Source organism: Mesorhizobium sp. M0848 (assembly GCF_040319805.1).
Taxonomy (GTDB): Bacteria; Pseudomonadota; Alphaproteobacteria; order Rhizobiales; family Rhizobiaceae; genus Mesorhizobium.
The window spans coordinates 1-22,711 of the sequence record NZ_JAMYOM010000031.1 but is presented as its reverse complement, the minus strand read 5'-3'; the positions used below and the strand labels follow the sequence as shown (position 1 = coordinate 22,711).

At 64.3% G+C, this 22,711-nt stretch carries 23 protein-coding genes, 1 tRNA gene and 1 pseudogene; 5 read left to right on the top strand and 20 right to left on the bottom strand.

Annotation, left to right across the window (positions count from 1 at the left end):
* Nucleotide 1: 1 nt before the first annotated feature.
* Complete coding sequence (locus NKH95_RS28425; protein ID WP_352554382.1) at nucleotides 2–1,090, bottom strand: PLP-dependent cysteine synthase family protein; 1,089 nt, start codon at nucleotides 1,088–1,090, stop codon at nucleotides 2–4.
* 254 nt (nucleotides 1,091–1,344) lie between these two features.
* On the opposite strand from NKH95_RS28425, the gene NKH95_RS28420 reads away from it, so the two are divergent.
* The 3 genes from NKH95_RS28420 (at nucleotide 1,345) to NKH95_RS28410 (ending at nucleotide 4,105) form a co-directional block, all read left to right on the top strand.
* A complete protein-coding gene (locus NKH95_RS28420) occupies nucleotides 1,345–3,330 on the top strand; it encodes a BTAD domain-containing putative transcriptional regulator (protein WP_352893971.1) in 1,986 nt (661 codons plus the stop codon).
* A 127-nt stretch (nucleotides 3,331–3,457) separates the two neighbouring features.
* Nucleotides 3,458–3,640, top strand: coding sequence for a hypothetical protein (locus NKH95_RS28415; protein WP_013528612.1), 183 nt, complete (start codon nucleotides 3,458–3,460; stop codon nucleotides 3,638–3,640).
* 90 nt (nucleotides 3,641–3,730) lie between these two features.
* Complete coding sequence (locus NKH95_RS28410) at nucleotides 3,731–4,105, top strand: YkvA family protein (protein WP_128305271.1); 375 nt, start codon at nucleotides 3,731–3,733, stop codon at nucleotides 4,103–4,105.
* A gap of 84 nt (nucleotides 4,106–4,189) precedes the next feature.
* On the opposite strand, the gene NKH95_RS28405 is transcribed toward NKH95_RS28410, so the two are convergent.
* From NKH95_RS28405 to NKH95_RS28350, 12 genes are all read right to left on the bottom strand, one after another.
* Nucleotides 4,190–4,498: a UBP-type zinc finger domain-containing protein gene (locus tag NKH95_RS28405; RefSeq protein WP_164893051.1), complete on the bottom strand. Its 309-nt coding sequence runs from the start codon at nucleotides 4,496–4,498 to the stop codon at nucleotides 4,190–4,192.
* Entirely contained in the window at nucleotides 4,488–6,179 is a 1,692-nt protein-coding gene (locus NKH95_RS28400; RefSeq protein ID WP_352893947.1) for an FAD-dependent oxidoreductase, read from the bottom strand. The genes NKH95_RS28405 and NKH95_RS28400 overlap by 11 nt, the downstream gene beginning before the upstream one ends.
* Nucleotides 6,180–6,322: 143 nt before the next feature.
* Nucleotides 6,323–7,660, bottom strand: a complete 1,338-nt coding sequence (locus NKH95_RS28395; RefSeq protein WP_352893945.1) for a hypothetical protein — start codon at nucleotides 7,658–7,660, stop codon at nucleotides 6,323–6,325.
* A 139-nt stretch (nucleotides 7,661–7,799) separates the two neighbouring features.
* Nucleotides 7,800–7,884: transfer RNA gene (locus tag NKH95_RS28390), tRNA-Leu, on the bottom strand.
* A gap of 73 nt (nucleotides 7,885–7,957) precedes the next feature.
* A complete protein-coding gene (locus NKH95_RS28385) occupies nucleotides 7,958–8,578 on the bottom strand; it encodes a 2,3-bisphosphoglycerate-dependent phosphoglycerate mutase (protein WP_127268270.1) in 621 nt (206 codons plus the stop codon).
* Nucleotides 8,579–8,620: 42 nt separating this feature from the next.
* A complete protein-coding gene (gene dapB / locus NKH95_RS28380; RefSeq protein WP_352893943.1) occupies nucleotides 8,621–9,442 on the bottom strand; it encodes a 4-hydroxy-tetrahydrodipicolinate reductase in 822 nt (273 codons plus the stop codon).
* Complete coding sequence (locus tag NKH95_RS28375; RefSeq protein ID WP_352442639.1) at nucleotides 9,439–11,298, bottom strand: ABC transporter ATP-binding protein; 1,860 nt, start codon at nucleotides 11,296–11,298, stop codon at nucleotides 9,439–9,441. The genes dapB and NKH95_RS28375 overlap by 4 nt, the downstream gene beginning before the upstream one ends.
* A 138-nt stretch (nucleotides 11,299–11,436) precedes the next feature.
* Nucleotides 11,437–12,462 (bottom strand): glucokinase, encoded by a 1,026-nt coding sequence (locus NKH95_RS28370; protein WP_128305278.1) that lies wholly within the window; start codon nucleotides 12,460–12,462, stop codon nucleotides 11,437–11,439.
* 186 nt (nucleotides 12,463–12,648) lie between these two features.
* A complete protein-coding gene (mepA, locus tag NKH95_RS28365) occupies nucleotides 12,649–13,737 on the bottom strand; it encodes a penicillin-insensitive murein endopeptidase (RefSeq protein WP_352613496.1) in 1,089 nt (362 codons plus the stop codon).
* A gap of 65 nt (nucleotides 13,738–13,802) precedes the next feature.
* Nucleotides 13,803–14,702, bottom strand: coding sequence for an SDR family oxidoreductase (locus tag NKH95_RS28360; RefSeq protein ID WP_128305280.1), 900 nt, complete (start codon nucleotides 14,700–14,702; stop codon nucleotides 13,803–13,805).
* Nucleotides 14,699–15,853: a tRNA epoxyqueuosine(34) reductase QueG gene (gene queG, locus NKH95_RS28355; RefSeq protein ID WP_128305281.1), complete on the bottom strand. Its 1,155-nt coding sequence runs from the start codon at nucleotides 15,851–15,853 to the stop codon at nucleotides 14,699–14,701. Before queG ends, NKH95_RS28360 begins: the two co-directional genes overlap by 4 nt.
* Nucleotides 15,834–16,526 (bottom strand): glutathione S-transferase family protein, encoded by a 693-nt coding sequence (locus tag NKH95_RS28350; protein ID WP_013528622.1) that lies wholly within the window; start codon nucleotides 16,524–16,526, stop codon nucleotides 15,834–15,836. Before NKH95_RS28350 ends, queG begins: the two co-directional genes overlap by 20 nt.
* 160 nt (nucleotides 16,527–16,686) lie before the next feature.
* On the opposite strand from NKH95_RS28350, the gene NKH95_RS28345 reads away from it, so the two are divergent.
* Complete coding sequence (locus tag NKH95_RS28345) at nucleotides 16,687–17,493, top strand: undecaprenyl-diphosphate phosphatase (protein ID WP_027040262.1); 807 nt, start codon at nucleotides 16,687–16,689, stop codon at nucleotides 17,491–17,493.
* A 276-nt stretch (nucleotides 17,494–17,769) separates the two neighbouring features.
* On the opposite strand, the gene NKH95_RS28340 is transcribed toward NKH95_RS28345, so the two are convergent.
* Together NKH95_RS28340 and rsmI are read right to left on the bottom strand one after the other, a co-directional pair.
* Entirely contained in the window at nucleotides 17,770–18,147 is a 378-nt protein-coding gene (locus tag NKH95_RS28340; RefSeq protein ID WP_128305282.1) for a YraN family protein, read from the bottom strand.
* Nucleotides 18,140–19,069: a 16S rRNA (cytidine(1402)-2'-O)-methyltransferase gene (gene rsmI / locus NKH95_RS28335; RefSeq protein WP_128305283.1), complete on the bottom strand. Its 930-nt coding sequence runs from the start codon at nucleotides 19,067–19,069 to the stop codon at nucleotides 18,140–18,142. Before rsmI ends, NKH95_RS28340 begins: the two co-directional genes overlap by 8 nt.
* A 134-nt stretch (nucleotides 19,070–19,203) precedes the next feature.
* Between rsmI and NKH95_RS28330 the strand changes: the two genes are divergently transcribed.
* Nucleotides 19,204–19,395, top strand: coding sequence for a hypothetical protein (locus tag NKH95_RS28330; protein WP_128305284.1), 192 nt, complete (start codon nucleotides 19,204–19,206; stop codon nucleotides 19,393–19,395).
* Nucleotides 19,396–19,468: 73 nt separating this feature from the next.
* Here NKH95_RS28330 and NKH95_RS28325 read toward each other — a convergent pair whose 3' ends face one another.
* From NKH95_RS28325 to NKH95_RS28305, 5 genes and pseudogenes are all read right to left on the bottom strand, one after another.
* A complete protein-coding gene (locus NKH95_RS28325) occupies nucleotides 19,469–19,906 on the bottom strand; it encodes an EamA family transporter (protein WP_127297006.1) in 438 nt (145 codons plus the stop codon).
* A gap of 25 nt (nucleotides 19,907–19,931) precedes the next feature.
* Nucleotides 19,932–20,256, bottom strand: a pseudogene (locus NKH95_RS28320) (low molecular weight protein tyrosine phosphatase family protein).
* A gap of 4 nt (nucleotides 20,257–20,260) precedes the next feature.
* Nucleotides 20,261–21,424 carry a radical SAM family heme chaperone HemW gene (gene hemW, locus NKH95_RS28315; protein WP_352893938.1) on the bottom strand — a complete coding sequence of 388 codons (1,164 nt, stop codon included), beginning with the start codon at nucleotides 21,422–21,424 and terminating at the stop codon, nucleotides 20,261–20,263.
* Nucleotides 21,421–22,068 (bottom strand): RdgB/HAM1 family non-canonical purine NTP pyrophosphatase, encoded by a 648-nt coding sequence (rdgB, locus tag NKH95_RS28310; protein WP_352893936.1) that lies wholly within the window; start codon nucleotides 22,066–22,068, stop codon nucleotides 21,421–21,423. Before rdgB ends, hemW begins: the two co-directional genes overlap by 4 nt.
* Complete coding sequence (locus NKH95_RS28305) at nucleotides 22,068–22,478, bottom strand: VOC family protein (RefSeq protein WP_352893934.1); 411 nt, start codon at nucleotides 22,476–22,478, stop codon at nucleotides 22,068–22,070. The genes rdgB and NKH95_RS28305 overlap by 1 nt, the downstream gene beginning before the upstream one ends.
* Nucleotides 22,479–22,711: the final 233 nt, after the last annotated feature.

Sequence of the window (22,711 nt, the reverse complement as noted above, 5' to 3'; positions counted from 1 at the left end):
GTCAAGCCGCGGGAAACTGACAGCCGGGCGTCGAGCGCGACAGGGCAGTCTCGTCGGCATCCATCTCGGCCTCGATGCCGTCGAACAGCGGTGTCGACATGTAGCGCTCGCCGGTGTCGGGCAGCATGCACAGGATCACCGCGCCGGCCGGCGCCTTCTCCGCGACCTGCCGCGCCACGGCGAAGGTGGCGCCGCCGGAAATGCCGGTGAAGATGCCCTCTTTCCGCGCCAATTCTCTGGCCCATTTGATGCCCTCGGGCCCGGCGATCGGCATCACCTCGTCATAGAGGCTGGTGTCGATCGCCTCCTGCAGCACGTTGGGGATGAAATCCGGCGTCCAGCCTTGGATCGGGTGCGGCTCGAAGGCTGGATGGCTGGCGGCCGGGGCACCATCGGTGCCGCGCTGCTGCACCTTGCCGCTGCCGATGAGCTGCGCGTTGGCCGGCTCGGAGAGCACGATGCGGGTTTCCGGACGCTCGCGGCGCAGCACGCGCGCCACGCCGACCACCGTGCCGCCGGTGCCATAGCCGGTGACGAAGCAATCGAGCCGCGAGCCGGCGAAATCATTGACGATCTCGCGCGCCGTCGTTGCCTCGTGGATGGCGGCGTTGGCCGCTGTTTCAAACTGGCGGGCAAGGAACCAGCCATTGGCCTCGGCCAGTTCCACCGCCTTCTTGTACATGCCGAAACCTTTTTCGGCGCGCGGCGTCAGCACCACCTTGGCGCCCAGCATGCGCATCAGCTTGCGGCGCTCGACCGAAAAACTGTCGGCCATGGTGACGACCAGCGGATAGTCCTTTTGCGCGCAGACCATGGCGAGGCCGATGCCGGTGTTGCCGCTGGTCGCCTCGACCACCGTCTGGCCCGGCTTCAGCGCACCGCTGCGCTCGCCCTCCTCGATGATGTTGAGCGCCAGCCGGTCCTTCACCGAGGCGCCGGGATTGAAATACTCGGCCTTGACGTAGATCGTCGCGTGGGACGGTCCGAGATTGTTGATGCGAACCACCGGCGTGTCGCCGACGGTGTCGAGAATGCTGTCGAACAGGCGGCCGCGCCCGGCCGTGGTTCTGATCTTCTGCTGCTGCAACATCTTGGTCTCCCTGATTGTCATCGTGTTTTGTCTTCACGGGCCGGTTACAAGCCAGCGGGTTGGGCGGCGAGGTTTGGTGACCTTGCCGCGCTAGGACTGACATGCCGCACAGCGGCAATGGCTGTAGCCGGCGCTGAAATCCGCTGCCGGATGCGCCGTGTCGTGTTTGGTGATACAGGAGAGGCCGACAGGCCAGCGTGGGAGCAGGCGTGGAAACGCACGTGGAATCCAACCGATCGAGGCTGGACGGCGACATGCCGGACCTGTCGGTGCGCCTGCTCGGGCCGCTGATGATCTCCCACGACGGCGCTCCGGTAGCCCTCCCCGCGTCACGCAAGCTGCGCGCGTTGCTCGCCTATCTGGCGCTGGCGCCGCATCCGGTCGGCCGCAGTCGCCTGTGCGAGTTGTTGTGGGATGTGCCGAACGACCCAAGGGGCGAACTGCGCTGGTGCCTGAGCAAGCTGCGGAGCACGCTCGACGCGGTGGGCCGACACCGGGTCGCGACACAGGGCGACACGGTCGCACTCGATCTGAGCGATTGCCTGGTCGATGCGCTGGAGGTGAGCCAGGCCGCCACGCAAGGGCTCGGCACCCTTGATGTCGAGCGCTTGCGGGCGCTGGCCAGACTGTTTGCCGGCGATTTCCTCGATGGGCTGGAGCTCGAGCGCAGCCCGCATTTCAACAGCTGGCTGACCGCGCAGCGCCGCCGCTTCCACTCGTGCCACGTCGCCGTGCTGGAGCAACTCGTCGGCAGCCTGGCGGCAGACAGCGACGAGGCGATCGCCCATCTCGACACATGGGTGGAACTGGCGCCGTTCGACCGGCGTGCACATGCGGCACTTTTGGCAGGTCTGGCCGGACGCGGCGAGATCGGCGCGGCTGAAGAGCATCTGGCGGCGGCAGAACAGTTGTTCAAATCGGAAGAACTGGATTTCGCACCGCTTCGCGCGGCCTGGCGGGCGATCCGTGACCGACAGTCGGGCATCTCGCTTCGGACGGCCTGCCTGTCCACACTATCGCCATTGGTGGCCACGCCGACCGCACCCGGCCCGGTCGAGCCCAGCCATGCGTCGCTGGCGGTGATGCCGTTTGTCGAGGAGGTCGGCGGCGGACGCGGCGGATTGGCCGACGGTTTCACCCACGACATCATCACCCGCCTGGCCAAGCTCAGGGACTTCTTCGTCATCGCGCGCGGATCGGTGTTTGCGCTGGCAGAGCAGAACATCGCGCCCGAGGATGCCGGCCGCCGGCTGAATGTCGACTATGTCGCCACCGGCACCGTGCGCAGCCCGTCCGGCCGCCTCATCGTCAGCGTCGAACTGATCGAGGTGCGCAGCGCCAGGATCGTCTGGGCCGAGACCTTCGAGCGCAGGCCCGATGACATCTTTTCCGTGCTCGACGACATCGGCAACAGCATCGTCTCCTCGATCTCGGCCGAGATCGAAACAGTCGAGCGCAACCGCGCCATGCTGAAGGCGCCCAGCTCGCTCAACGCCTGGGAGGCCTACCATCGCGGACTCTGGCACATGTACCGCTTCACCCAGGCCGAAAACGAGCAGGCGCGGCATTTCTTTGCCCAGGCCTTGCAGCTCGACCCGACCTTTGCCCGCGCCTATGCCGGCCTGTCCTTCACCCACTGGCAGAACGCCTTCCAGCGCTGGGGCGACCGCGACCGCGAAAGCGCGCTGGCCTTCGAGAGCGCCGGACACAGCCTGCTGGTCGACGACCACAATCCGGCCGCGCATTGGGCAATGGGCCGGGCGCTGTGGCTGCGCGGCGAGCAGGACGGTTCGCTACTCGAACTGGAACGGGCTGTCGATCTCAGCCCCAACTTCGCGCTCGGCCACTACGCGCTGTCCTTCGTGCATTCGCAGTCGGGCGACCCGCGAGCGGCGATAGGCTCTTCCGATCATTCGCGCCATCTCAGCCCGTTCGACCCGCTGCTGTTCGGCATGCTGGGCGCACGCGCCATGGCGCATGTCCGGCTCGGCCAGTTCGAGGAAGCGGCCGAATGGGCGCTGAAGGCGGCGGCGCGGCCCAACGCCCACGCCATCATACTGGCGATCGCCGCGCACTGCCTGGCGCTGGCCGGACGGCTCGACGAGGCGCGCGGCTTCGCCGCCGCCATTCGCAAGACAAGGCCGGACTATTGCGCCGACGATTTCATCGGCACCTTCCGCTTCGAGCCGGATGCCGTGGCGCTGTTCCGGCAGGGCGCCAGGCTTATCGGGCTGAACTGAAGCCTGGCATCGCCATCTGGGGCATCGCTTGGGAATTTCGCCTCAATTCCGCTGGGTTAACGAAGTCGGAAGGAGTTGTTTAACCGTTCGCGGCTATGTCACCGCGTGGGGGACCGACAAAGTGAGTATGATGAGCAACAGCCCCGACAAGCGCAATGAATGGCGCGCCATCTTTTACGTGCAAGCTCGCGTCGCCATCCTGTTTGTCCCGGTGGTTGCCAGCCTGCTGATCATAGCGGCGCTTGCCGGAAACGAACGCAAGTCCGTTCCCAGCATGATCGACCCGACCGTCACCGGCTCCGTGCGGTAGACCAGCGGTCATCGGTTCTTCGAGACGCTCCCGGAGGCGGGCGCCGGGCGTGCGCTATCGGCGGTTTTCATTTGGCGTTAAAATCATCCGATGGCACTGAATGAGTGGGCCCGAACGATCAAGCGCGATGTGCATGCGCTCTACCTCGCCGCTCGCGATCCCCGAACGCCTTGGTATGCCAAGGCGCTTGCCGTGTGTGTTGCAGGCTATGCCTTGTCGCCAATCGACCTGATCCCCGATTTCATTCCGGTGATCGGCTATCTCGACGACGTCATCCTTGTCCCTTTGGGCGTCCTTGCCGTGGTCAGGATGATACCGCCCGAGGTGATGGCGGAACACAGGGAGGCCGCTGCCCTTGCCGCTGACAGGCCCGTGAGCCGTAGCGCGGCGGTGATCATTGTTTGTATCTGGGCGGCCTCGATCGTGCTGGCCGGCTGGCTGGGATATCTATATTTCGCCGACTGACTGCCAAGCCGTTCAGCAGGGAGGCTGCCGCCAAGAAAGCCCGGATGGATCGCGCCTCGGGATTCCTTCGCCATCTGGCGTCGCTCAAACAAAGCGCGGGATCGGACCGTTCTGCGGGGTCACATCGTCGCCAAGCTCGATAAAAACCTCGTCGACATAGCACCATGCCCAGCCTTCGGGCGGATCGTAGCCCTCGATGATCGGATGCTGGGTGGCGTGGAAATGCTTGGTGGCGTGGCGGTTGGGCGAGTCGTCGCAGCAGCCGACATGGCCGCAGGTGCGGCAGAGCCGCAGATGCACCCATTGCGACCCGCTCTTCAGGCATTCCTCGCAGCCGAGGGCGCTCGGCGTCACCTTCCTGATGTCGCGCGTATGTCTGCATTCATCCATCATGCTCTCCTGCCATTCGAGGTGTGTCGGCGTTGCCGCGAGCGAGATATGCATGCAATGCCGCGACCACCTGGGCGCCTTCGCCGACAGCCGCCGCGACCCGTTTGACCGAGCCGGCGCGGACGTCGCCTATGGCGAACACGCCGCTGCGGCTGGTCTCCATCTGCGTCGATCCTATGTCCGATCCGGTGCGCACGAAACCCCTGGCGTCCAGCGCCACATCGCAGTTCGCCAGCCAGTCGGTGTTCGGGTCAGCGCCGATGAACAGGAAAAGATGGCGGATCGAGCGCGTCGTTTTCGCGCCGCTGGCGCGGTTGCGCCAGCGCACTGTGGCAAGATTGCCCTCTTCGCCCTCCAGAGCCTCGATTTCGGTCCCGGTCAGCACCTCGATGTTCGGCTGCGCCCGGATGCGCTCGACCAGATAGCGCGACATGCTGGCATCGAGGCTGCCGCCGCGCGCCAGCAGTGCCACCTTCCGCGCATGGCTGGCCAGATAGACGGCCGCCTGTCCGGCCGAATTGCCGGCGCCGACCAGCGCCACTTCCTGGTCCGCGCAAAGCCGACCTTCGATGGGCGACGCCCAGTAATGCACGGACGTCCCCTCGAACCGCGACAGATTGGCGATGTCGAGGCGGCGATAGCGCGCGCCGCTGGCGATCACCACGCTGCGCGCGCGCACGGTCTCGCCGTCGCCGACATCGAGCAGATAGCGGGCGCCTGACGCGTCGGCGGCGGCGCTCAAAAGCTTCGCCTCGTCCGGGATCACCATTTCGACACCGAATTTCTGCGCCTGGTTGTAGGCGCGCGCCATCAGCGCCATGCCCGAAATGCCCGTGGGGAAACCGAGATAATTCTCGATGCGCGAGGAGGCGCCGGCCTGTCCGCCGAAGGCACGGCAATCGAGCACGATCGTCGACAGGCCTTCGGATGCCGCATAGACCGCCGCCGCCCGCCCTGCCGGGCCGGCGCCGACGATGGCCACGTCATACACCGTATCGGCATCGATCGGCCGCAGCAGGCCGATGCAGCGGGCGAGGTCCTTTTCACCGGGGTTCATCAGCAGCCTGCCGTTTGGACAGAGCACGATCGGCAGGTGGTGCGGATCGACCTCGAAGCGTTCTACCAGGGTTTTGGCGCAGGGATCGCTGTCTGAATCGAGCACGCGGTGCGGTTGGCCGCTGCGGGCGAGGAAACCCTGCAGCCGCAACACGTCGGCATTGTCCTGGGGTCCGATGATGATCGGCCCGCTGGTGGCGCTCTCCAAAAGCCCGACGCGGCGCAAGATCAGCGCCCGCATGATGCGCTCGCCGAGATTGGCCTCCTGCACCATCAGGTCGCGCAGCCGCTGCGAGGCGATGACGAACGCCTCCACCGGTTCGGCGGCCTGCGCATTGACCAGCGAGGGACGGGCCGAAAGCTGCGCCAGTTCGCCGACAAAGCTGCCTGGACCGTGGGTGACGATCGTCTCGTGCCGGCCGAGCCCCCCGTCCTGGGTGATATCCACGCTGCCCGACAGCACGACGATCAGACCGGGCGCTACATCGCCCGCCGTGACGATGTTCTCGCCGGCCGCATAGGCGCTGGCCTCGCCGAACCGGCGCATGCGGTCGATGTCCACCTCGGCCAGCGTGGGGAACGCCTGGTCGCGGCGGGCACCGAAGATCTGGGTGGTGGATTGAGCCATGGGTTCGAGCCTAGCGAAGCCGTGGCTCGGTTTGAAGCGGATTCTGGATCAGTTCAGGAATGTGCCCAATTGCCGTAGCAAGGGCACCCCCTGTACCAGCCTTAATCTCGTCGAACCAGATCGCAGATTCTTAGCTAATTGTCTTAGACGCTCCAAACTTTTCCATTGCGGAGGTAATCAGGGATGTCATATCCGACTACCTTCGGATGGTTTTCCAATGCCATTCGAATGGTCCTAGCAGCGTTGAAGGCTGTCTCAATCAATTCTCTCTGGTCCGCTAGGAACTTCTGTTCGAACTCGTTGTCTTCCAACTTATGAGCTGGTTTTTGCCGGGCATTTCGAACCTTTCGGATGTCCTTGATAAGCTCGGCTGGAACGTCAGGCTCAGCCGAACGGTAGCGCTTGGTAAACCAACGCTCCAGCAACGTGATCGTACCAATTGGCTGCTTCGTCTTCGAACCGTCTTCCCGCGTTAAGATTTCGGTCGTGGGAATGTCTCCTTCAAAGAAGGCGCGATCGATGTCATCGCTGAGCAGTTGGTCAAGGAGCATTGTAAAATCGCGAAGCTCCTTCTTAGTCGGGCGGAGCATGATCCCGAAACCTTGCGGTCTCTTGTGATCACGATACTCGGTCCGAAACAGCGGCGGCTTACCCATGAGCCGGCACATCTTGTTGATGTGCGATTTCTCCGCCAGAAAGGCATCGTAGATAGAAACCCTCTCCGACCACTGACCGAGAATGGTGTTCCTGTAGAAGTCGGGATGCAGCTTGAATGTGCCGTGAAGCTCGTAGCCCTTGAGCAGCGTTTGGTGTTCCGGATTCAGTCCCTGTAGGTCGCGTAGATATACAGCCACGGCCCGCACCATGTCGTCATCGTATGCGAACCCAAATCGGAAAAGTTCAAGTGTGTCCTTCGGGTTCGCCTGTCTATCATGACGGTATTCGTCTTTAATAGTAATCTGGCCATGGATATCATCGACTTCGTAGGCGTATCGAGGATCATTGCGATACCATTCCAGAACCCGAAGGTCGAATGTTCGAAAGTCCAGTTGTGGAGCACCACGGCTCAGTTCCAGTGTATAAGGCTCTTGGCCCAGATCTTTCCCGAGATCGACTGATGCTAACAGTTCAGGCGTTGGGTATAGGCAACCGTAGCCAAGCCCTTCTTCTTTAATCTTCCTGATCTGCTCTTCGACTGACTCCATTGCAAACGCCTTGATATGCGGATTCGGATGGTAGTCTCCTCGCACGAGATCAATCCGTCGATCGGCGATCAGTTGGATGATCATTTCGCGCAATGTCGCGTCGTCACCCTTCAATGCCCGCACCGGTAACCCATTGAAGTCACCGGAATTCAAATACTGCTTCACCGACATACGTTCGACGGCGCCTTGATTGGTTCCTTCGTTTCGAGACATCGCCCGCCGGAGCCTCATCTTGATCGTGCCTAGGAGTCTAAGAACCGCATCTAACGCCGCCATCGGATCGCTTTTCTCCGAACGGCGAGCTTAACCGGTTAAGCGTACCCGCGCGAGTCTTTCACCTGATTGCACAGATACAAAAAAGCCCGCTTGCGCGGGCTTTTAAGAGGGACTGTCATACACAGTCCCGAATGGAATTTGGTGCCCAGAAGAGGACTCGAACCTCCACTCCTTGCGGAACACGGACCTGAACCGTGCGCGTCTACCAATTCCGCCATCTGGGCTGGTGCGGGCTCATGTAAGCGGGCAAGCGATGTGTGTCAACGCGCTTTTTTCGCGGTTGCTCCGTTCGCCGGCTCAGTCGTCCAGCACTTCCTTGGACGCGACGGTGGAATCGGCGTTGAGCTGGTAGATGACCGGCACGCCGGTGCCGAGTTCCAGCTTGACGATCTCCTCGCCCGACTTGCCGTCGAGCGCCATGATCAGCGCGCGCAGCGAGTTGCCGTGGGCGGCGACCAGCACGGTGCCGCCGCGCAGCACATGCGGCTGCAGATCGTGCAGGTAATAGGGCCAGACGCGGGCGCCAGTGTCCTTAAGGCTTTCGCCGGCGGGCGGCGGTACGTCGTAGGAGCGGCGCCAGACATGCACCTGCTCCTCGCCCCATTTCTTGCGGGCATCGTCCTTGTTGAGGCCGGAAAGGTCGCCATAGTCGCGCTCGTTGAGCGCTTGGTCGCGGATGGTCTTCAGGTCGCTTTGACCGACGGCGTCGAGGATGTGCTGACAGGTCTTTTGCGCCCGGATCAGCGCCGAGGTGAAGGCGATGTCGAATTTCAGGCCGCGCGCCTTGAGTTTCTGGCCGGCGGCCTTGGCCTCGGCATGGCCCTGCTCGGTCAGGTCGACGTCGCGCCAGCCGGTGAACAGGTTTTTCAAATTCCATTCGCTCTGGCCGTGGCGCACGAGCACGAGGGTTCTCGACATGTTTGCTCCCTTCAAGTTGGGCAAGTTGGCAGATTGGCCGGCTCAGCTGAGGCCGAGCACGTCCCGCATCGAATACAGTCCCGGCTTCTTGCCGCGCGCCCAAAGCGCCGCCTTGACGGCGCCGCGGGCGAAGATGGCGCGGTCCTCGGCATGGTGCGACAGGGTGATGCGCTCGCCGGTGCCGGCCAGCAGCACGCTGTGATCGCCGACCACCGAGCCGCCGCGCAGCGTGGCAAAGCCGATCGAGCCCGTCTTGCGCACGCCGGTATGGCCGTCGCGAACGCGTACGTCATTGCCTGAAAGCTCGATACCACGCCCGGCGGCGGCGGCTTCACCCAGCAGCAGCGCCGTGCCCGACGGCGCGTCGACCTTGTGCTTGTGGTGCATTTCGAGGATTTCGATGTCGAAATCGTCGGCGTCGAGCGCGCGCGCCGCTTGTTCGACCAGCACCGCCAGAAGATTGACGCCGAGACTCATATTGCCCGATTTGACGATCGTCGCGTGGCGCGCCGCCGCCGCTATTTTCGCGTTATCGTCGGCTGAACAGCCCGTCGTGCCGATGACATGGACGATGCGCGCCTGCGCCGCGTAGCCGGCGAATTCGACTGTCGAAGCAGGCGTGGTGAAGTCGAGCACGCCGTCCGCCTTGGCGAAGACCGGCAGCGGGTCGTCACCGATCGGCACATTGATGATGCCGATGCCCGCCAGTTCGCCGGCATCCTTACCCAGATGCGGCGAATCCGCCCGCTCGACCGCGCCGATAACTCGAGCGCCTGATATAGAGTGGATGGCACGGATCAGCGTCTGGCCCATGCGGCCGGCAGCGCCCACCACCACAAGGCCCATATCGCCTGCTTCGCTCATGTGCTCCTCACAGCAGTCTTCTTCGCACGCGTGGCCCGGACCGGAGTTTGGATCGGCTTGCTGTCATCGACAAGCCCCAGCCCCTTCTTGCCCTGGATGCGGTGGAAGCGGGAATAGATGCTGTCCGGGTCGGCCATCAGCGTCGCATGGGTGCCTTCCTCGACCAACCGTCCCTCTTCCAGCACGATGATGTGGTCGGCATTGACCACCGTCGATAGCCTATGCGCTATGACGATGGTCGTGCGGCCTTGCATGACTTGGGTCAGCGCTTCCTGGACGCGCGCCTCCGCCTCGTTGTCGAGCGCCGATGTCGCCTCGTCGAGCAGCAGGATCGGTGCCTGGCGCACGATGGCGCGGGCGATCGAGACGCGCTGGCGCTGGCCGCCGGAAAGGGTCGAGCCGCCTTCGCCGACCGGCGTGTCGTAACCTTGCGGCTGCTGGCGGATGAACTCGTCGGCTGCCGCCTGTTTCGCCGCCTGCTCGATCTCGGCGTCCGTGGCCGACAGACGGCCGTAGCGGATGTTGTCGCGGATCGTGCCCTCGAACAGATATGGCGCCTGCGCCACATAGGCGATCGACTGCCGCAGCGAATGCTTGGTTACCTTCGAGATGTCCTGGCCATCGACCTCGATGCTGCCCCGGTCGACGTCGTAGAAGCGCTGCAAGAGCGCCACCAGCGTCGATTTGCCGGCGCCCGACGCACCGACGATCGCCGTCACCTTGCCGGCCGCGGCGGTAAAGCTCAGGTCCCTAAGCACCGGCATGTCGGCGCTGTAGCCGAACGTCACATTGTCGAAACGCACCTCGCCGGTGGTGATCCTCGCCTCGACGGCATCGGGTGCGTCGCCCTGTTTCGGCTCCAGGTCGAGCAACTCGTAGATCATTCGCGCGTTGACGAGGGCACGTTCCATGCCCACCTGTGTGCGCGCCAGGCGTCTTGCCGGATCGTAAGCCATGATCAGTGCGGTGATGAAGGAGAAAACCGCGCCCGGCGGCTGCCCAAGATACAGAGCCCGGTAACCGGAATAGGCAAGCACGGAGGTGATGGCGAGACCGCCCAGAATCTCGGAAATCGGCGACAGCCGCTCCGAGACGCGGGCGATCTTGTTGTTACGCTGTTCGGCCGTGTCCGCCATGATGCCGATGCGGCGCGCCAGCTCGGCCTCCAAGGTGAAGGCCTTGACGATGGCGATGCCTTGCGTAGCTTCCTGCACGGACCCGTTCAGCCGCGAATTGATCAGGACGGATTCCCGGTTGATACGCCGCAGTCGGCGGGTGATATAGACGACGGCCCAGATCAGTGGAGGGCCGATCAGCAGCGAGCTGAGCGACAACACCGGATCCTGATAGATCATCACGCCGACGAGAGCGACCAGCGTGACCGCGTCGCGGCTGATGGAGGTCAGTGTCAGCGACAGCAGATCGCGAACGCCGCCGACATTCTCGCTGACCTGTGCCGCCAGCCGACCGGAACGCGTATCGTTGAAGAAGTTGACGCCGAGCTTCATCAGATGGTCGAAGCTGCGCTTCTGGTAGCGCGCGACCAGATTGTTGCCGATACTGGCCAACGCGACTGCTTGGCCGTAACCGGCGAAGCCGCGCAGCAGGGAGGCTCCCATGAAACCGGCGCAGATCAACCAGAGCATATCGCCGCGTCGTTCGTAGAAGATCTGGTTGATCATCGGGGCCATGATCCACGCCGTGAAGGCAGTGGTGCCGGAAACGATCAGCAGGCAAGAGACGGCGACGACATAGGTCCAGCGATACTCGTTGCCGTTTTCAGCGAGGATGCGGCGGAGCACCGCTGTGACCTCGCCGGGCCGGGCTTTTTGTTTGTTTGGAGCTTGAAGTGTCAAATCGGGAGCGCTTTGTGGTTTTCCGCCTCGTGGGACCGGGGCTGCAAATTCGGCACCCCTCTTAACGCCCTGCGGCCTGATTGCCTATGCCCGCACCTGATTAACTTCGTCGCGGGGGCGCGAGCGCTTCGCTGGCTTTCAGGCCTGCCAGCGCCGGCCCTCGGTCTGGACACCGAACAGCGAGGGGGTCCTGGCATAGGCGGCAAGGCCCAGAAGTGCAGCCAGCGGGTGGATGATGACGTAGACCGGCATGGTGCGCATCATCGCGCTGTGCGGCGCCTTGTCCTCGAAAGCGGCCCGGAAATTGCCGGCTTTCAGCGCCGGCACGATCTTCTGCGCGATGCCACCGGTGAGGAACACGCCGCCGCGGCTCATGAATACCAGAGCAAGGTCGCCTGCGGTGCGCCCAAGGCAGGTGACGAAGATCTCCAGCGCTTCCTCGGCAACCGGATCGGTTTTCGCAAGTGCCGCGGCAGTGATCTCGGCCGGCGTCGTGAAGGGCGACGCCTTGCCGTCCGCCTTGGCCACCGCCCGGTAGACATTGACCAGGCCGCGCCCGCACAGGATCTGCTCGCCCGAAACGCGGCCTTCGAGCTTCTCGATATGCGGAAAAACCTCGAAATCGCGCGGTGTGCGCGGGCCGATGTCCATATGGCCGCCCTCGCCGGGGACCGGTATCCAGTGGTGCAGCGCATGGACCAGCCCGGCGACGCCGAGCCCGGTTCCCGGACCGAGCACGACGCGCCCGGCATTGGGCTCCGGCGTGCCGCCGCCGATCTTTTCCATGTGCTCCTCGCCGAGCGCGACGACGGCCAGCGCCTGCGCCTCGAAATCGTTGAGCACGACGATGTCGCTCAGGCCGAGGCTGGCGAACATTTTCCTCGGCTTGACGATCCAGGGGCAGTTGGTCAGCTCGATCTCGTCGCCGTCGACCGGGCCAGCCACCGCCAGCACCGCCGAATTGGGACGCACCGACGAGCGGTCGAGCACGGCCGCCTGGATCGCCTCGTCGATGGTGTTGTAGTTTGCCGTCTGGACGATGGTCGGCTCGCCAGCCTCGGAATTGGCGTCGAGCACGATCGAAAAGCGCGCATTGGTGCCGCCGATGTCGCCGATCAGGATCGGAAACCGCAGCAAAGTGTCGTCGTCGCCTGTGCGTGGCATGCTCTCGTCCGTCTCCGGCGCCCCCGACGGCATCTGGCCGTTCTTCCGTTGACTAGCGCATGGGTTTGAAAAGGGAAACGGTTTTCGACCCCGGCGGCGCGCTGAGGCCGGCTCTGCGGCCAAACCGCCACGGTTTCGCAAAAATGCGGCGCTGAACCGATTGAGTCTGCCTATAAGCCGTGATCGTCAGTTTCCAGGCGGCCGCGGTCTCGGCAGCGGCACGCCGATCTCGGGCGTCGCCGTGAAAGCGTTCATCGTGCTTGGCAAGCCGGCGGCGGCCGGGGTGGCGGGCAACGAGGGCGCTTCGGGTTCGGGCGCGGCAGCCGCGACCGGCACGCCGCCGCCATGGTAGGTCGCCGCCTCGGCCGACGACGGCCCCGGCGCGTCGAGCACGGCGCGGCATTCGCTCGGCAGGTTCTCCATCGTCATCAGGTCGCGGGCCTTGGGCGCATCGGGGTTCTTGTTGGGGCGCCAGGGCTCCTGCGTGAACCACCAGGCCAGCGGCTTGCCGCAACCGTCATCGTCCGGCGTCGCTTCCTGCGCCTTGCAGCCGGGCGATCCGGGCTGACAGCCGATGCGCATGTGGAAATGATAGTCGTGGCCCCAGAACGGCCTGACCTTACGCAGCCAGAAGCGGTCGCCCTTGACGGTATCGCAGAGCTTTTTCTTGATGCCCGGATTGACCAGGATGCGCTCGACCTGGCTGTAGCTCGCCGCGCGCTTCAAAAGCCTTGTGTGCGCTGGCGTCCACAGCGCGTCCTTCACCAGATGGGTCTTCTCATCGACCATCAAGGTGGCGCTCATCGATTCGCGCTGCGCCATCGACAGCGGGCGGCTGGGCATCGGCGTCAGCCAGATGTCGGCGTCGAGCCCGATCTGGTGCGAGGCATGTCCTGTCAGCATCGGGCCGCCGCGCGGCTGCGAAATGTCGCCGATCAGCAGGCCTGGCCAACCATCGGCCGCTGCGTCGCGCGACAATTTCTCGACTACCGCGATCATCGCCGGATGGCCCCAGCGGCGGTTGCGCGACGGCCGCATCACCTGCCAGGTCGGACCGTCCAAGGGAATGGCGACGCCGCCGGCAAAACAGCCCTTGGAATAGAATCCGATCGACTGCGCCGCGGTGGCGGCCGGCAGTTTCTTGGCGCCGAACAGGTCTTTTGCCCGCTCCTCGGCGCTCGCCGGCTGAACGGCTAACCCAAGCACGGCAAGCAGGCCGACCGCAGCGGCCAACAGGGGCGTTTTGCCGAAAGATGGCCTCATCGCTGTCTTCATGAACCCGGTTCTCCACCGCAATCCCAAGGCCGAATCATAGCACGCCGCGCCCGCGGCTTCGATCGTCAGCGCTTCATCGGGCTGCGCGCTTCGCCGTCACGCCAATCGCCGCTTGCCCACATATGATCGAAGGCGGCGCGGTAGTCGCGAAAGCGCAGGGAATAGCCCGCCGCCTTGATCGCCGCGTTGGCGACACGCTTGTTCTCGCCATAGAAGGACCGCGCCATGGGCGAAAGTTGGGCGGCGTCGAAGGGAATCTCGGGCGGCGGCTCTATGCCCATCAGCGAAGCGGCATAGGCGACGACATCCTGTGGCGGCGCCGGCAGATCGTCGGTGACGTTGAAGATGCCGCCTGTGTTTCCTTCGATGAGCTGCCACAGGGAGCCTGCAATGTCCTCGCAATGGATGCGGTTGAACACCTGGTCTGGCTTGACCAGCCGCCTTGCGGTGCCGTTTTCCAGATTGACCAGCGCGTTGCGGCCGGGGCCGTAGATGCCGGACAGGCGCAGGATCGCCCCCGGTCGGCCGATCTCGCGGCCCAGCTCCAGCCAGTCCTGTTCGGCGGCAACTCGCATCACCGAGCGCTTCGACACCGGCCGGCATTCAGCCGTTTCATCAACCCAGGCGCCGTCATAATTGCCATAAACCCCGACCGTAGAGAGATAGCCGATCCATTCCAGCAAAGGCATTTGAGCGATTGCCGCGCGCGCGGCATTCAAAACGGGATCGCCGGCCTCTTCCGGGGCAATCGAAATCAGCAGATGCGTTGTTTTTCCCAATGCATCACCGATTTCGCCGGTCATCGCGCCGTCGAACAGGAGCGGCGCGATACCGGCCTGCCGCAGCGTCTCGAATTTTTCCGGCGAGCGTGTCGTGCCGAAGATCGTCGCGGCGCCTTTGTTAGCCCGAGCAAAAGCCCTGCCGGAATAGCCGGCGCCGAAGATGAAGATCTGCTTTTCGCTCATGCATTCGCCCTGGTTGGCCGCGCCAGACGCCATTCGTCGCGCACGGCTTCGTCGCTCTCGGTTTTCAGGCCGATGGCTGCCCTTTCTGAATATTCGGCGTCGAGCACCAGCCGCGCCAGCGCCCATATTGCCGCGCCCCGCACCAGCGGCGAAGCATCGTCCAGCAAGACGCGCACAGTGTCGGCAAGAGAGGCATCGCCGGAATTGCCGGCGGCGATCAGCACGTTGCGGATGAACCAGTCGCGGCCGATGCGTTTTATCGGCGAACCGGAGAAGAAAGCGCGGAAGGCCACGTCATCGAGACCCAAAAGGTCGGCGAGCGGCGGCTCGCGCAAATCATCGCGCGCGACGAGTTTTGCTTCGGAAGCCGCCCTGGCGAATTTGTTCCACGGGCAGGCGGCAAGACAATCGTCGCAGCCATAGATGCGGTTGCCGATCTTTTCACGGAACTCATGCGGGATCGGCCCCTTGTTCTCGATGGTGAGATAGGAAATGCAGCGCCGCGCATCGAGCCGGTAGGGCGCCGGAAAAGCATCGGTCGGGCACGCGTCGAGGCAGGCGCGGCAGGAGCCGCAATGATCGATCTCGGCGCGGTCGGGCACGAGTTCGGCGGTGGTGAAGATGGTGCCGAGGAACAGCCAGGAGCCGTGCTCGCGGCTGACCAGATTGGTGTGCTTGCCTTGCCAGCCGAGCCCGGCGGCCTCGGCCAGTGGCTTTTCCATCACCGGCGCAGTGTCGACGAACACCTTCACATCACCGCCGGCGCGCGCCACGAGCTTGCCTGCGATCTCCTTCAGCCGCCCCTTCATCACATCGTGATAGTCGCGGTTCTGCGCATAGACCGAGATGGCGCCACGGTCGCGCTTGGCCAGCACGCCGCGCGGATCATGGTCGGGGCCGTAGTTCATCGCCAGCACGACGATCGACCGCACCTGCGGCCACAGTGCCGCCGGTTCGGCCCGGCGTTGCAGCGTCTCGGCGATCCAGTCCATCGAGCCGTGAAAGCCATCGGCGACGAATTCGGCCAGGCGCGCCGGCGCCAGCGGGATCGCATCGGGGGAGGTGACGGCGACGGCATCGAAGCCGGCGCGCTGCGCCTCCGCGTCGATCAGCGCGCGCAGTTTTGCGGCGTCAGAAGTCGAGGTCCGCATAGTGCGACACCGGTGACAGGCCACGCACCCGGTCGGTCAAGAGCGGCCGGAAAGAGGGCCGCGACTTGACCCGTGTGTACCATTCGCGTGCAGCGCTGTGCTCGCGCCAGTCGATCTCGCCGAGATAATCGAGCACCGACAGCGTCGCCGCGGCCGCGAGATCGGCATAGGTGACCCTCGAACCGGCCAGCCAATGGCGGGTGCCGGCCAGCCAGTTGGTGTATTTCATGTGCTGGCGGATGTTGGCGCGCGCGGCACGGATCGCGCCCGAATCGGGCGAGCCGCCGCCCGCCGTTTCCGGCATGACCGGCTTCAGCACGCGCTCGCGCACCAGATGGCGGGTGACTTCGCTTTCAGCCTTGTTGAGGTACCAGTCGATCAGCCGGCGGATTTCGGCGCGCTGCATCGGGTCTTCGGCGAACAGCCGCTTGTCGCGCTTCAGCACGCCGCGCGTTTCATCGAGATATTCCGATATGACCGTCGCGCCGACGATCGGCACGTCGCCTTCGGCCAGCAGGATCGGCAGCGTGCCGGCCGGGTTCAGCGCCAGGAACTCCTTGCGCCGGGTCCACGGCTTTTCCTCGATCAAAGCCAGCTCCTCGCCATACTCGCCGAATGCGAGGCGGACGAAGCGACAGGTGGCGAACATGGGATGGTGGAAAAGCGTCAGCATGGTTCCGCGATGATAAAGCGCACTGGCGAATCGCAGGGCGCACCGGTAAGTCTTGGCCGCCCGGTTAGCGGGCCGTCAGGGTGTTGCGACCTATAGGGGGACTTCAACGCCATGACAAGCAAGCCCTTCTGTCAGCCGTCACGCCAATGCCGAGGTAGCCATGGAAAGCCAGACCATCGTCGAAGCCCTGCTGCTCGGCCTGCTGGAGGGGCTGACCGAGTTCATCCCGGTGTCGTCGACCGGCCATATTCTGCTTGCCGGTCATTTCCTCGGCTTCCATTCGACCGGCAAGGCCTTCGAGATCCTGATCCAGCTCGGCGCCATCCTGGCGATCCTCAGCGTCTATTTCCGCCGGCTGTGGAAGATGCTGCTCGACCTGCCGCATGACCGGCTGACGCGGCATTTCGCCATCGGCATCCTGATCGCCTTCCTGCCGGCGGCGATCATCGGCGCGCTGGCGCATGATTTCATCAAGACGGTGCTGTTCGAATCGCCGAGGCTGATCTGCATCATGCTGATCATCGGCGGCGTCGTACTGCTGGCGGTGGACCGCATGAACCTCAAGCCGGTCTACCGCGATGTCGAGCGCTTCCCGACCCGGCTTTACCTGCAGATCGGGCTTTTCCAGTGCCTGTCGCTCATTCCCGGCACATCGCGTTCGGGCTCGACCATCGTCGGCGCCCTGCTTTTGGGCGTCGATAAGCGCGCGGCCGCGGAATTTTCCTTCTTCCTTGCGATCCCGACCATGGTCGGCGCCTTCGCCTTCGACCTGTTCAAGAACCGCAACGTGCTGAGCAGCGCCGACCTGCCGATCATCGCCGTCGGCTTCGTCGCCGCCTTCGTCACGGCGCTCATAGTCGTACGCTTCCTGCTCGATTACGTCTCGCGCAACGGCTACTCGCTGTTCGGCTGGTGGCGGCTGGTGGTCGGCGGTGTCGGACTGGTGGCGCTGATGATCTGGGGGTGAGGAGTGGTCCGCGAAGCGGACCCTACGCTTCGTCATCCACGGGCGGAGCAAGGAGCGTAGCGACGCAGCGCAGACCCGAGGATCCATGCCGTGACGTCGATCGGAGGGTTCGGCGATCGAGAATAGCCATCGCCAAGCTCGCCAAATCCGGCGAAAAGTCTCCCAATTCCTGCACCGTAGAGGCGCTTAGAGGTCGCGGCATGGATCCTCGGGTCTCCGCGACGGAGCTTCGCTCCTGCTCCGCCCGTGGATGACGAATGAAGGAGGAACGCTCCCTCAATTCCTTCCGTAAAACGCGTTCTCGACATGCACCGGCCAGCGCCAGGGCAGCACCGCGACCATGTCGAAGCGCATCGACAATCTGCCGTAGTCCGCTTGGCGTGACAGCCAGATGTCAGCCGCGCCTTCTATGCGACGCTCCGATTCGTGACCGATCGCCTCCATGGCTTCCATCAGCGTGCGGCGCGCCTTGACCTCGACGAACAGCACCAGATCGCCGCGCCGCGCGATCAGGTCGATCTCGCCGAAGCGTGTGCGGTGGCGGCGCGCAAGAATCCTGTAGCCCTTCATCATCAGGGCTGCCGCCGCCAGCCATTCGCCGCGATGACCGCGTCGATAGGCTTTCAGGCGGCTGGAGCTCGGGCGCTCAGCCACTGTCGCTTTCTCCAGAAATCTCCCTGAGTTCTAGCAGCCGCCGATAGAGCGCCTGTTTCTGGCCGCCGGTCATTTTCGCGGCTTCCGCAGCCGCCTTGGAAGCCGGCATCTCGGCGGCGAGCGACAGCAGCAGGCGGTCGATATCGGCGGGCTCGTCCGCCTTGGCCTCGGCCGGGCCGACGCAGACGACGATCTCGCCCTTCGGCGTATCGGCCGCAGCATAGTGGTCGGCCAGCGCCTGCAGCGTGCCGGTTCGCATCTCCTCGAAGGTCTTGGTCAATTCCCTGCCGATAGCCGCCTTTCGCTCGCCGCCCAGCGCTTCGACCATGGCACCGAGGGATTCGGCCAGCCGACGCGGCGATTCGAAGAAGATCAGCGTCGCCGGCACGGCTTTCAGTGCCTCCAGCCGCGTCAACCGCTGCCCGGTCTTCACCGGCAAAAATCCGGCGAACATGAAGGCATCGGAGGGCAGGCCGGATGCGGTCAACGCCGCAAGCGGCGCCGACGGGCCGGGGATCGGCACGACGCGAATGCCGTGGTCGAGCGCCTCGCCGACCAGCCGGTAGCCGGGATCGGATACCAGCGGCGTGCCGGCATCGGAGATCAGCGCCACGCTCTGCCCGGCCTGAAGTGCCGATATCAGCTTCGGCCCGGCCTCGCCGGCATTGTGTTCATGATAGGCCGTGGTGCGGCGGCGAATGCCGTAGCGCTCGAGCAGCACGCGCGACACCCGCGTGTCTTCGCAGGCGACGATGTCGGCCGCGGCCAGCGTCTCCAGCGCGCGCAGCGTGATGTCGGCGAGATTGCCGATCGGCGTCGCCACCAGATAGAGCGCCGGCTCCAATGGCCGTGCCGCGATCTCGGTCTGCCCGACCACATAGCTGCGCTTGCTCGTCTCTGCGGTCACCGATGACTTCTCCATTCAGCCCTGTTTGGCACGGCTGACGCGGGCTTGCAAAAGCTGACGCCGATGTAAGGAATTCGCCTTTCCTTTGCCACAGTGGGGAACCAAACCGGCGTTGGCAGATTAGCCCCCTGATTCCGGAGGAGGACAGGATGGACAGCCTGAAGATACAGGACGCTTTCGAGCCTTACTATGCCGGCCGCAAGCGCGGTGCCGCGCCCACGGCCAAGCGCCCGGCTGCCAAGACCGAGAACAGCCTGACCAAAGAGCGGACCGCGAGCACCTCGCCGACGAAGGGCAGGCATTCCGACAGCAACAAACCAGACAGCACGACGGAGCACTGACCGGACGATGCCCAATCGCTTCGACATCTTCATCACCCGTCTTGAAACAAAGAATGCCCGCAACGGCGCGCAACTAGCCTCGATAGGCGACCAGCACCGCGCCCGCCGCGATAAGGGCGACGCCAAGCCAATTCGCTCCGGACAACCGCTCGCCGAGAAAGGCCGCGCCAAACACCGCCACAAGCACGACGCTTAGCTTGTCGATCGGCGCCACCTGCGCCGCATTGCCGATCTTGAGCGCCCGAAAATAGCAGAGCCATGAGGCGCCGGTCGCCAGACCGGACAGGCCGAGGAAAGCCCAGGTCTTTCCCGAGATCGTGGCCGGCGACTGGAATTGGCCGCTGGCAAGCAGGATCGCACCGAGCACGATCAGTATGATGACCGTGCGGATGAAGGTGGCGAAATCGGAATTGATGTTCTCGATGCCGACTTTGGCGAAGATCGCCGTCAAGGCCGCGAAGGCAGCCGACAGCAATGCCCAGAATTGCCAGGAGGATACGGTCAGGTTCATGCCGGTGGCCTTTGCGGATGGCGTCTTAACCGAGATACCGTGAAACGCGTGCCTTACAGAAGGCCAATCAGCTCCAGGTCCATGAATTCATAGTTATCAGGTATATCGAGGCAGATCACACGGGCCTTCTTCAGGCTGGCCTTGAATTTTTTCTGCAGCTTGGTGCGGTGCGCCTTTTCCATGACAAAGATAATATCGGCTCGGGCGACGAGTTCATGCGTCAGCGGCGTGTCCGCATCGTGGTTTGTCCCCGCCGAGGCCACCTCGATATCCCGGCGCGTTGAAAACACCTGTTCGGCGGTGGGGCTGCGCAAGCGATTCTGGCTGCAGACAAAGAGGACGTTCTTCAAAGGGTTAGCGCGCCAGATCGGCGACCACGGCGTCGAGCACGATCATACCGGCCGGCGTGGCGCGCAGGCGCGAATTGCCGATCGGCGCCACCAGCCCCTCTCCCTGCAGCATCGACAGCCGCGAGCTCGACAGGCCGCGTCCGGAGAACGCTTCGTAGCGGGAGAGGTCGATGCCTTCGGCGAGCCGCAGGCCCATCAGCAGGAATTCGTCGGCCTCTTCCGAACGCGTCAGGATTTCGCCGCCGGTGACGCCATGGCCCTTGGCCTCGACCAGATTGGCCCAGGTTTCCGGCATCCGCTCGGCGATCGTCACCGTGCGGCGACCATTTTCGACGAAGCGGCCATGCGCGCCCGGCCCGACGCCGACGTATTCGCCATAGCGCCAATAGGTGAGGTTGTGCCGGCTCTCGGCGCCCGGCCTTGCGTGGTTGGAGATCTCGTAAGCCGGCAAACCATGCGCCGATGTAATCTCCTGCGTCAGCGCATAGAGGTCGGCGGCGTGGTCATTGTCGGGAATGATGAATTTCTTTGCCGCGTGCAGGGCGTGGAAGGGCGTGCCTTCCTCAATGGTCAGCTGGTAAAGCGACAGATGGTCGGCGGCATGGCCGATCGCCTGTTCCAGCTCCGATGCCCAAGCCTCCGGCGTCTGGCCGGGCCGGGCATAGATGAGGTCGAAGGACAGCCTTGGGAATATTTCCCGCGCGAGGCCGATGGCGTGCAGCGCTTCCTCGACATTGTGCAGCCGCCCGAGGAAGCGCAAATCCTTGTCATCCAGCGCCTGCACGCCGAGCGACACGCGGTTGACGCCGGCTGCCCGGTAGCCGCGAAAGCGTTCGGCCTCGACCGAGGACGGATTGGCCTCCAGCGTCACCTCGATGCCATCAGGCACAGTCCAGTTCTTCGCCACGGCGTCCAGAACCCTGGCCACGGTTTCCGGCTTCATCAGCGACGGCGTGCCGCCGCCGAGAAAGATGCTGGTCACCTCGCGCAGCCCGGTGCGTTCGCGCATCGTCGCCAGTTCGGCCTCGAAGGCGGCGGCAAAGCGCTCCTGGTCGACTGGCTGGTGGCGGACATGGCTGTTGAAGTCGCAATAGGGGCATTTGGCCGCGCAGAACGGCCAATGGACATAAACGCCGAAGCCGGGCGTCCGGTCGAGCAGCATGCTCATGGCGAGCCCAATCTCGCTTTGGCGAACTTCTGGAAGGCGCGAGCGCGATGCGACAGCGCCGTCGGCTGGCCGGGCTTCCAGCCGTGCTTTTCCTCGGCCGTCATCTCACCAAAAGTCTTGTCGAAGCCGTCGGGGAGGAAGACCGGGTCGTAGCCGAAGCCGAGTTCGCCGCGCGGCGGCCAGACCAGCGTGCCTTCGGCCTCGCCGCGATAATATTCCGCCTCGCCATCGGGAAACGCCAGGCAGATGACGGCGACGAAGCGTCCCTTGCGCTGTTGCGGCAAGGCCGCGCCGACTTCCTGCAACGCCACTTCGGTGCGCTGCATGGCCATGCCGAAATCGCGCGAGCCATCCGGGGTCTCGGCCCAGTTGGCGGTGTAGACGCCGGGCGCACCGTCGAGCGCGTCGACGCACAGGCCGGAATCGTCCGACAGCGCCGGCAGGCCGGTCGCCTTGGCGGCGGCGAGCGCCTTGATGTAGGCGTTCTCCTCGAAGGTGGTGCCGGTCTCGTCAGGCTCCGGCAGGCCATACTCCTTGGCCGACTTGGCTTCGAAGCCGAACGGCCCCATCAGGTCGGCGAATTCGCGCAGCTTGCCGTCATTATGGCTAGCGACGACGATCTTCTTTCCGTCGAGAGAATGCATCAAAGGCCCCAGATTCGTGGCTCGGCGAATTCGATCGAATTGCCCGAGGGGTCGCGTATATAGATCGAACGGCCGCCCTGCGGCCATTCGAATTCGCTCTCGATAGCGATGTGCTTCGCCTCGAGATGCGCTTTCCAGCGCACGATTTCGTCGGCGGTCGCCGCAAAGCAGAGATGGCCTTCCCCGACCGTGCCGTGCGGCGGCACCGGCAGCCTGGCGTCGGACTCCGGCGGGATTTTGGTTGCCTCGGCATTGAAGACGAGCAACACGCCCGGCCCGCAGCGGAAGAAGAGATGCCGGCCGGCCACCTTGCCGAGGAGGGGGAGGCCGAGGATGTCGGTGTAGAAGGTTTCCGCTGCGGTCAGGTCGCTGACGTAGAGAGCTGATTCAAGGATGGCAGAGGGCATCACGAGGCACCCCCCTCTGCCCTGCCGGGCATCTCCCCCGCAAGGGGGGAGATTGGCAGCCTCCGCATCGCCGCGCCCTTTGCAACGTTAGAGATTAGCGAAGCCCGAAACGACATCCGATCTCCCCCCTTGCGGGGGAGATGCCCGGCAGGGCAGAGGGGGGTGTTCAAGCTCGGCATTTAATCCTAAGCCACTGCCATCTGCTGCAAACTCACCAACCGCTGAATGCCTTTCTT

What these genes read in the sequence shown, in the direction of transcription:
- queG (WP_128305281.1), bottom strand. Translation starts at nt 15,853, where the DNA reads ATGCGGACCTCGACTTCTGACGCCGCAAAACTGCGCGCGCTGATCGAC.
- NKH95_RS28405 (WP_164893051.1), bottom strand. Translation starts at nt 4,498, where the DNA reads ATGATGGATGAATGCAGACATACGCGCGACATCAGGAAGGTGACGCCG.
- mepA (WP_352613496.1), bottom strand. Translation starts at nt 13,737, where the DNA reads ATGAAGACAGCGATGAGGCCATCTTTCGGCAAAACGCCCCTGTTGGCC.
- NKH95_RS28395 (WP_352893945.1), bottom strand. Translation starts at nt 7,660, where the DNA reads ATGGCGGCGTTAGATGCGGTTCTTAGACTCCTAGGCACGATCAAGATG.
- rsmI (WP_128305283.1), bottom strand. Translation starts at nt 19,069, where the DNA reads ATGGAGAAGTCATCGGTGACCGCAGAGACGAGCAAGCGCAGCTATGTG.
- NKH95_RS28385 (WP_127268270.1), bottom strand. Translation starts at nt 8,578, where the DNA reads ATGTCGAGAACCCTCGTGCTCGTGCGCCACGGCCAGAGCGAATGGAAT.
- NKH95_RS28325 (WP_127297006.1), bottom strand. Translation starts at nt 19,906, where the DNA reads ATGAACCTGACCGTATCCTCCTGGCAATTCTGGGCATTGCTGTCGGCT.
- NKH95_RS28370 (WP_128305278.1), bottom strand. Translation starts at nt 12,462, where the DNA reads ATGCCACGCACAGGCGACGACGACACTTTGCTGCGGTTTCCGATCCTG.
- NKH95_RS28350 (WP_013528622.1), bottom strand. Translation starts at nt 16,526, where the DNA reads ATGCTGACGCTTTTCCACCATCCCATGTTCGCCACCTGTCGCTTCGTC.
- rdgB (WP_352893936.1), bottom strand. Translation starts at nt 22,068, where the DNA reads ATGCATTCTCTCGACGGAAAGAAGATCGTCGTCGCTAGCCATAATGAC.
- NKH95_RS28400 (WP_352893947.1), bottom strand. Translation starts at nt 6,179, where the DNA reads ATGGCTCAATCCACCACCCAGATCTTCGGTGCCCGCCGCGACCAGGCG.
- NKH95_RS28345 (WP_027040262.1), top strand. Translation starts at nt 16,687, where the DNA reads ATGGAAAGCCAGACCATCGTCGAAGCCCTGCTGCTCGGCCTGCTGGAG.
- NKH95_RS28360 (WP_128305280.1), bottom strand. Translation starts at nt 14,702, where the DNA reads ATGAGCGAAAAGCAGATCTTCATCTTCGGCGCCGGCTATTCCGGCAGG.
- NKH95_RS28425 (WP_352554382.1), bottom strand. Translation starts at nt 1,090, where the DNA reads ATGTTGCAGCAGCAGAAGATCAGAACCACGGCCGGGCGCGGCCGCCTG.
- dapB (WP_352893943.1), bottom strand. Translation starts at nt 9,442, where the DNA reads ATGAGCGAAGCAGGCGATATGGGCCTTGTGGTGGTGGGCGCTGCCGGC.
- NKH95_RS28330 (WP_128305284.1), top strand. Translation starts at nt 19,204, where the DNA reads ATGGACAGCCTGAAGATACAGGACGCTTTCGAGCCTTACTATGCCGGC.
- hemW (WP_352893938.1), bottom strand. Translation starts at nt 21,424, where the DNA reads ATGAGCATGCTGCTCGACCGGACGCCCGGCTTCGGCGTTTATGTCCAT.
- NKH95_RS28410 (WP_128305271.1), top strand. Translation starts at nt 3,731, where the DNA reads ATGGCACTGAATGAGTGGGCCCGAACGATCAAGCGCGATGTGCATGCG.
- NKH95_RS28415 (WP_013528612.1), top strand. Translation starts at nt 3,458, where the DNA reads ATGATGAGCAACAGCCCCGACAAGCGCAATGAATGGCGCGCCATCTTT.
- NKH95_RS28420 (WP_352893971.1), top strand. Translation starts at nt 1,345, where the DNA reads ATGCCGGACCTGTCGGTGCGCCTGCTCGGGCCGCTGATGATCTCCCAC.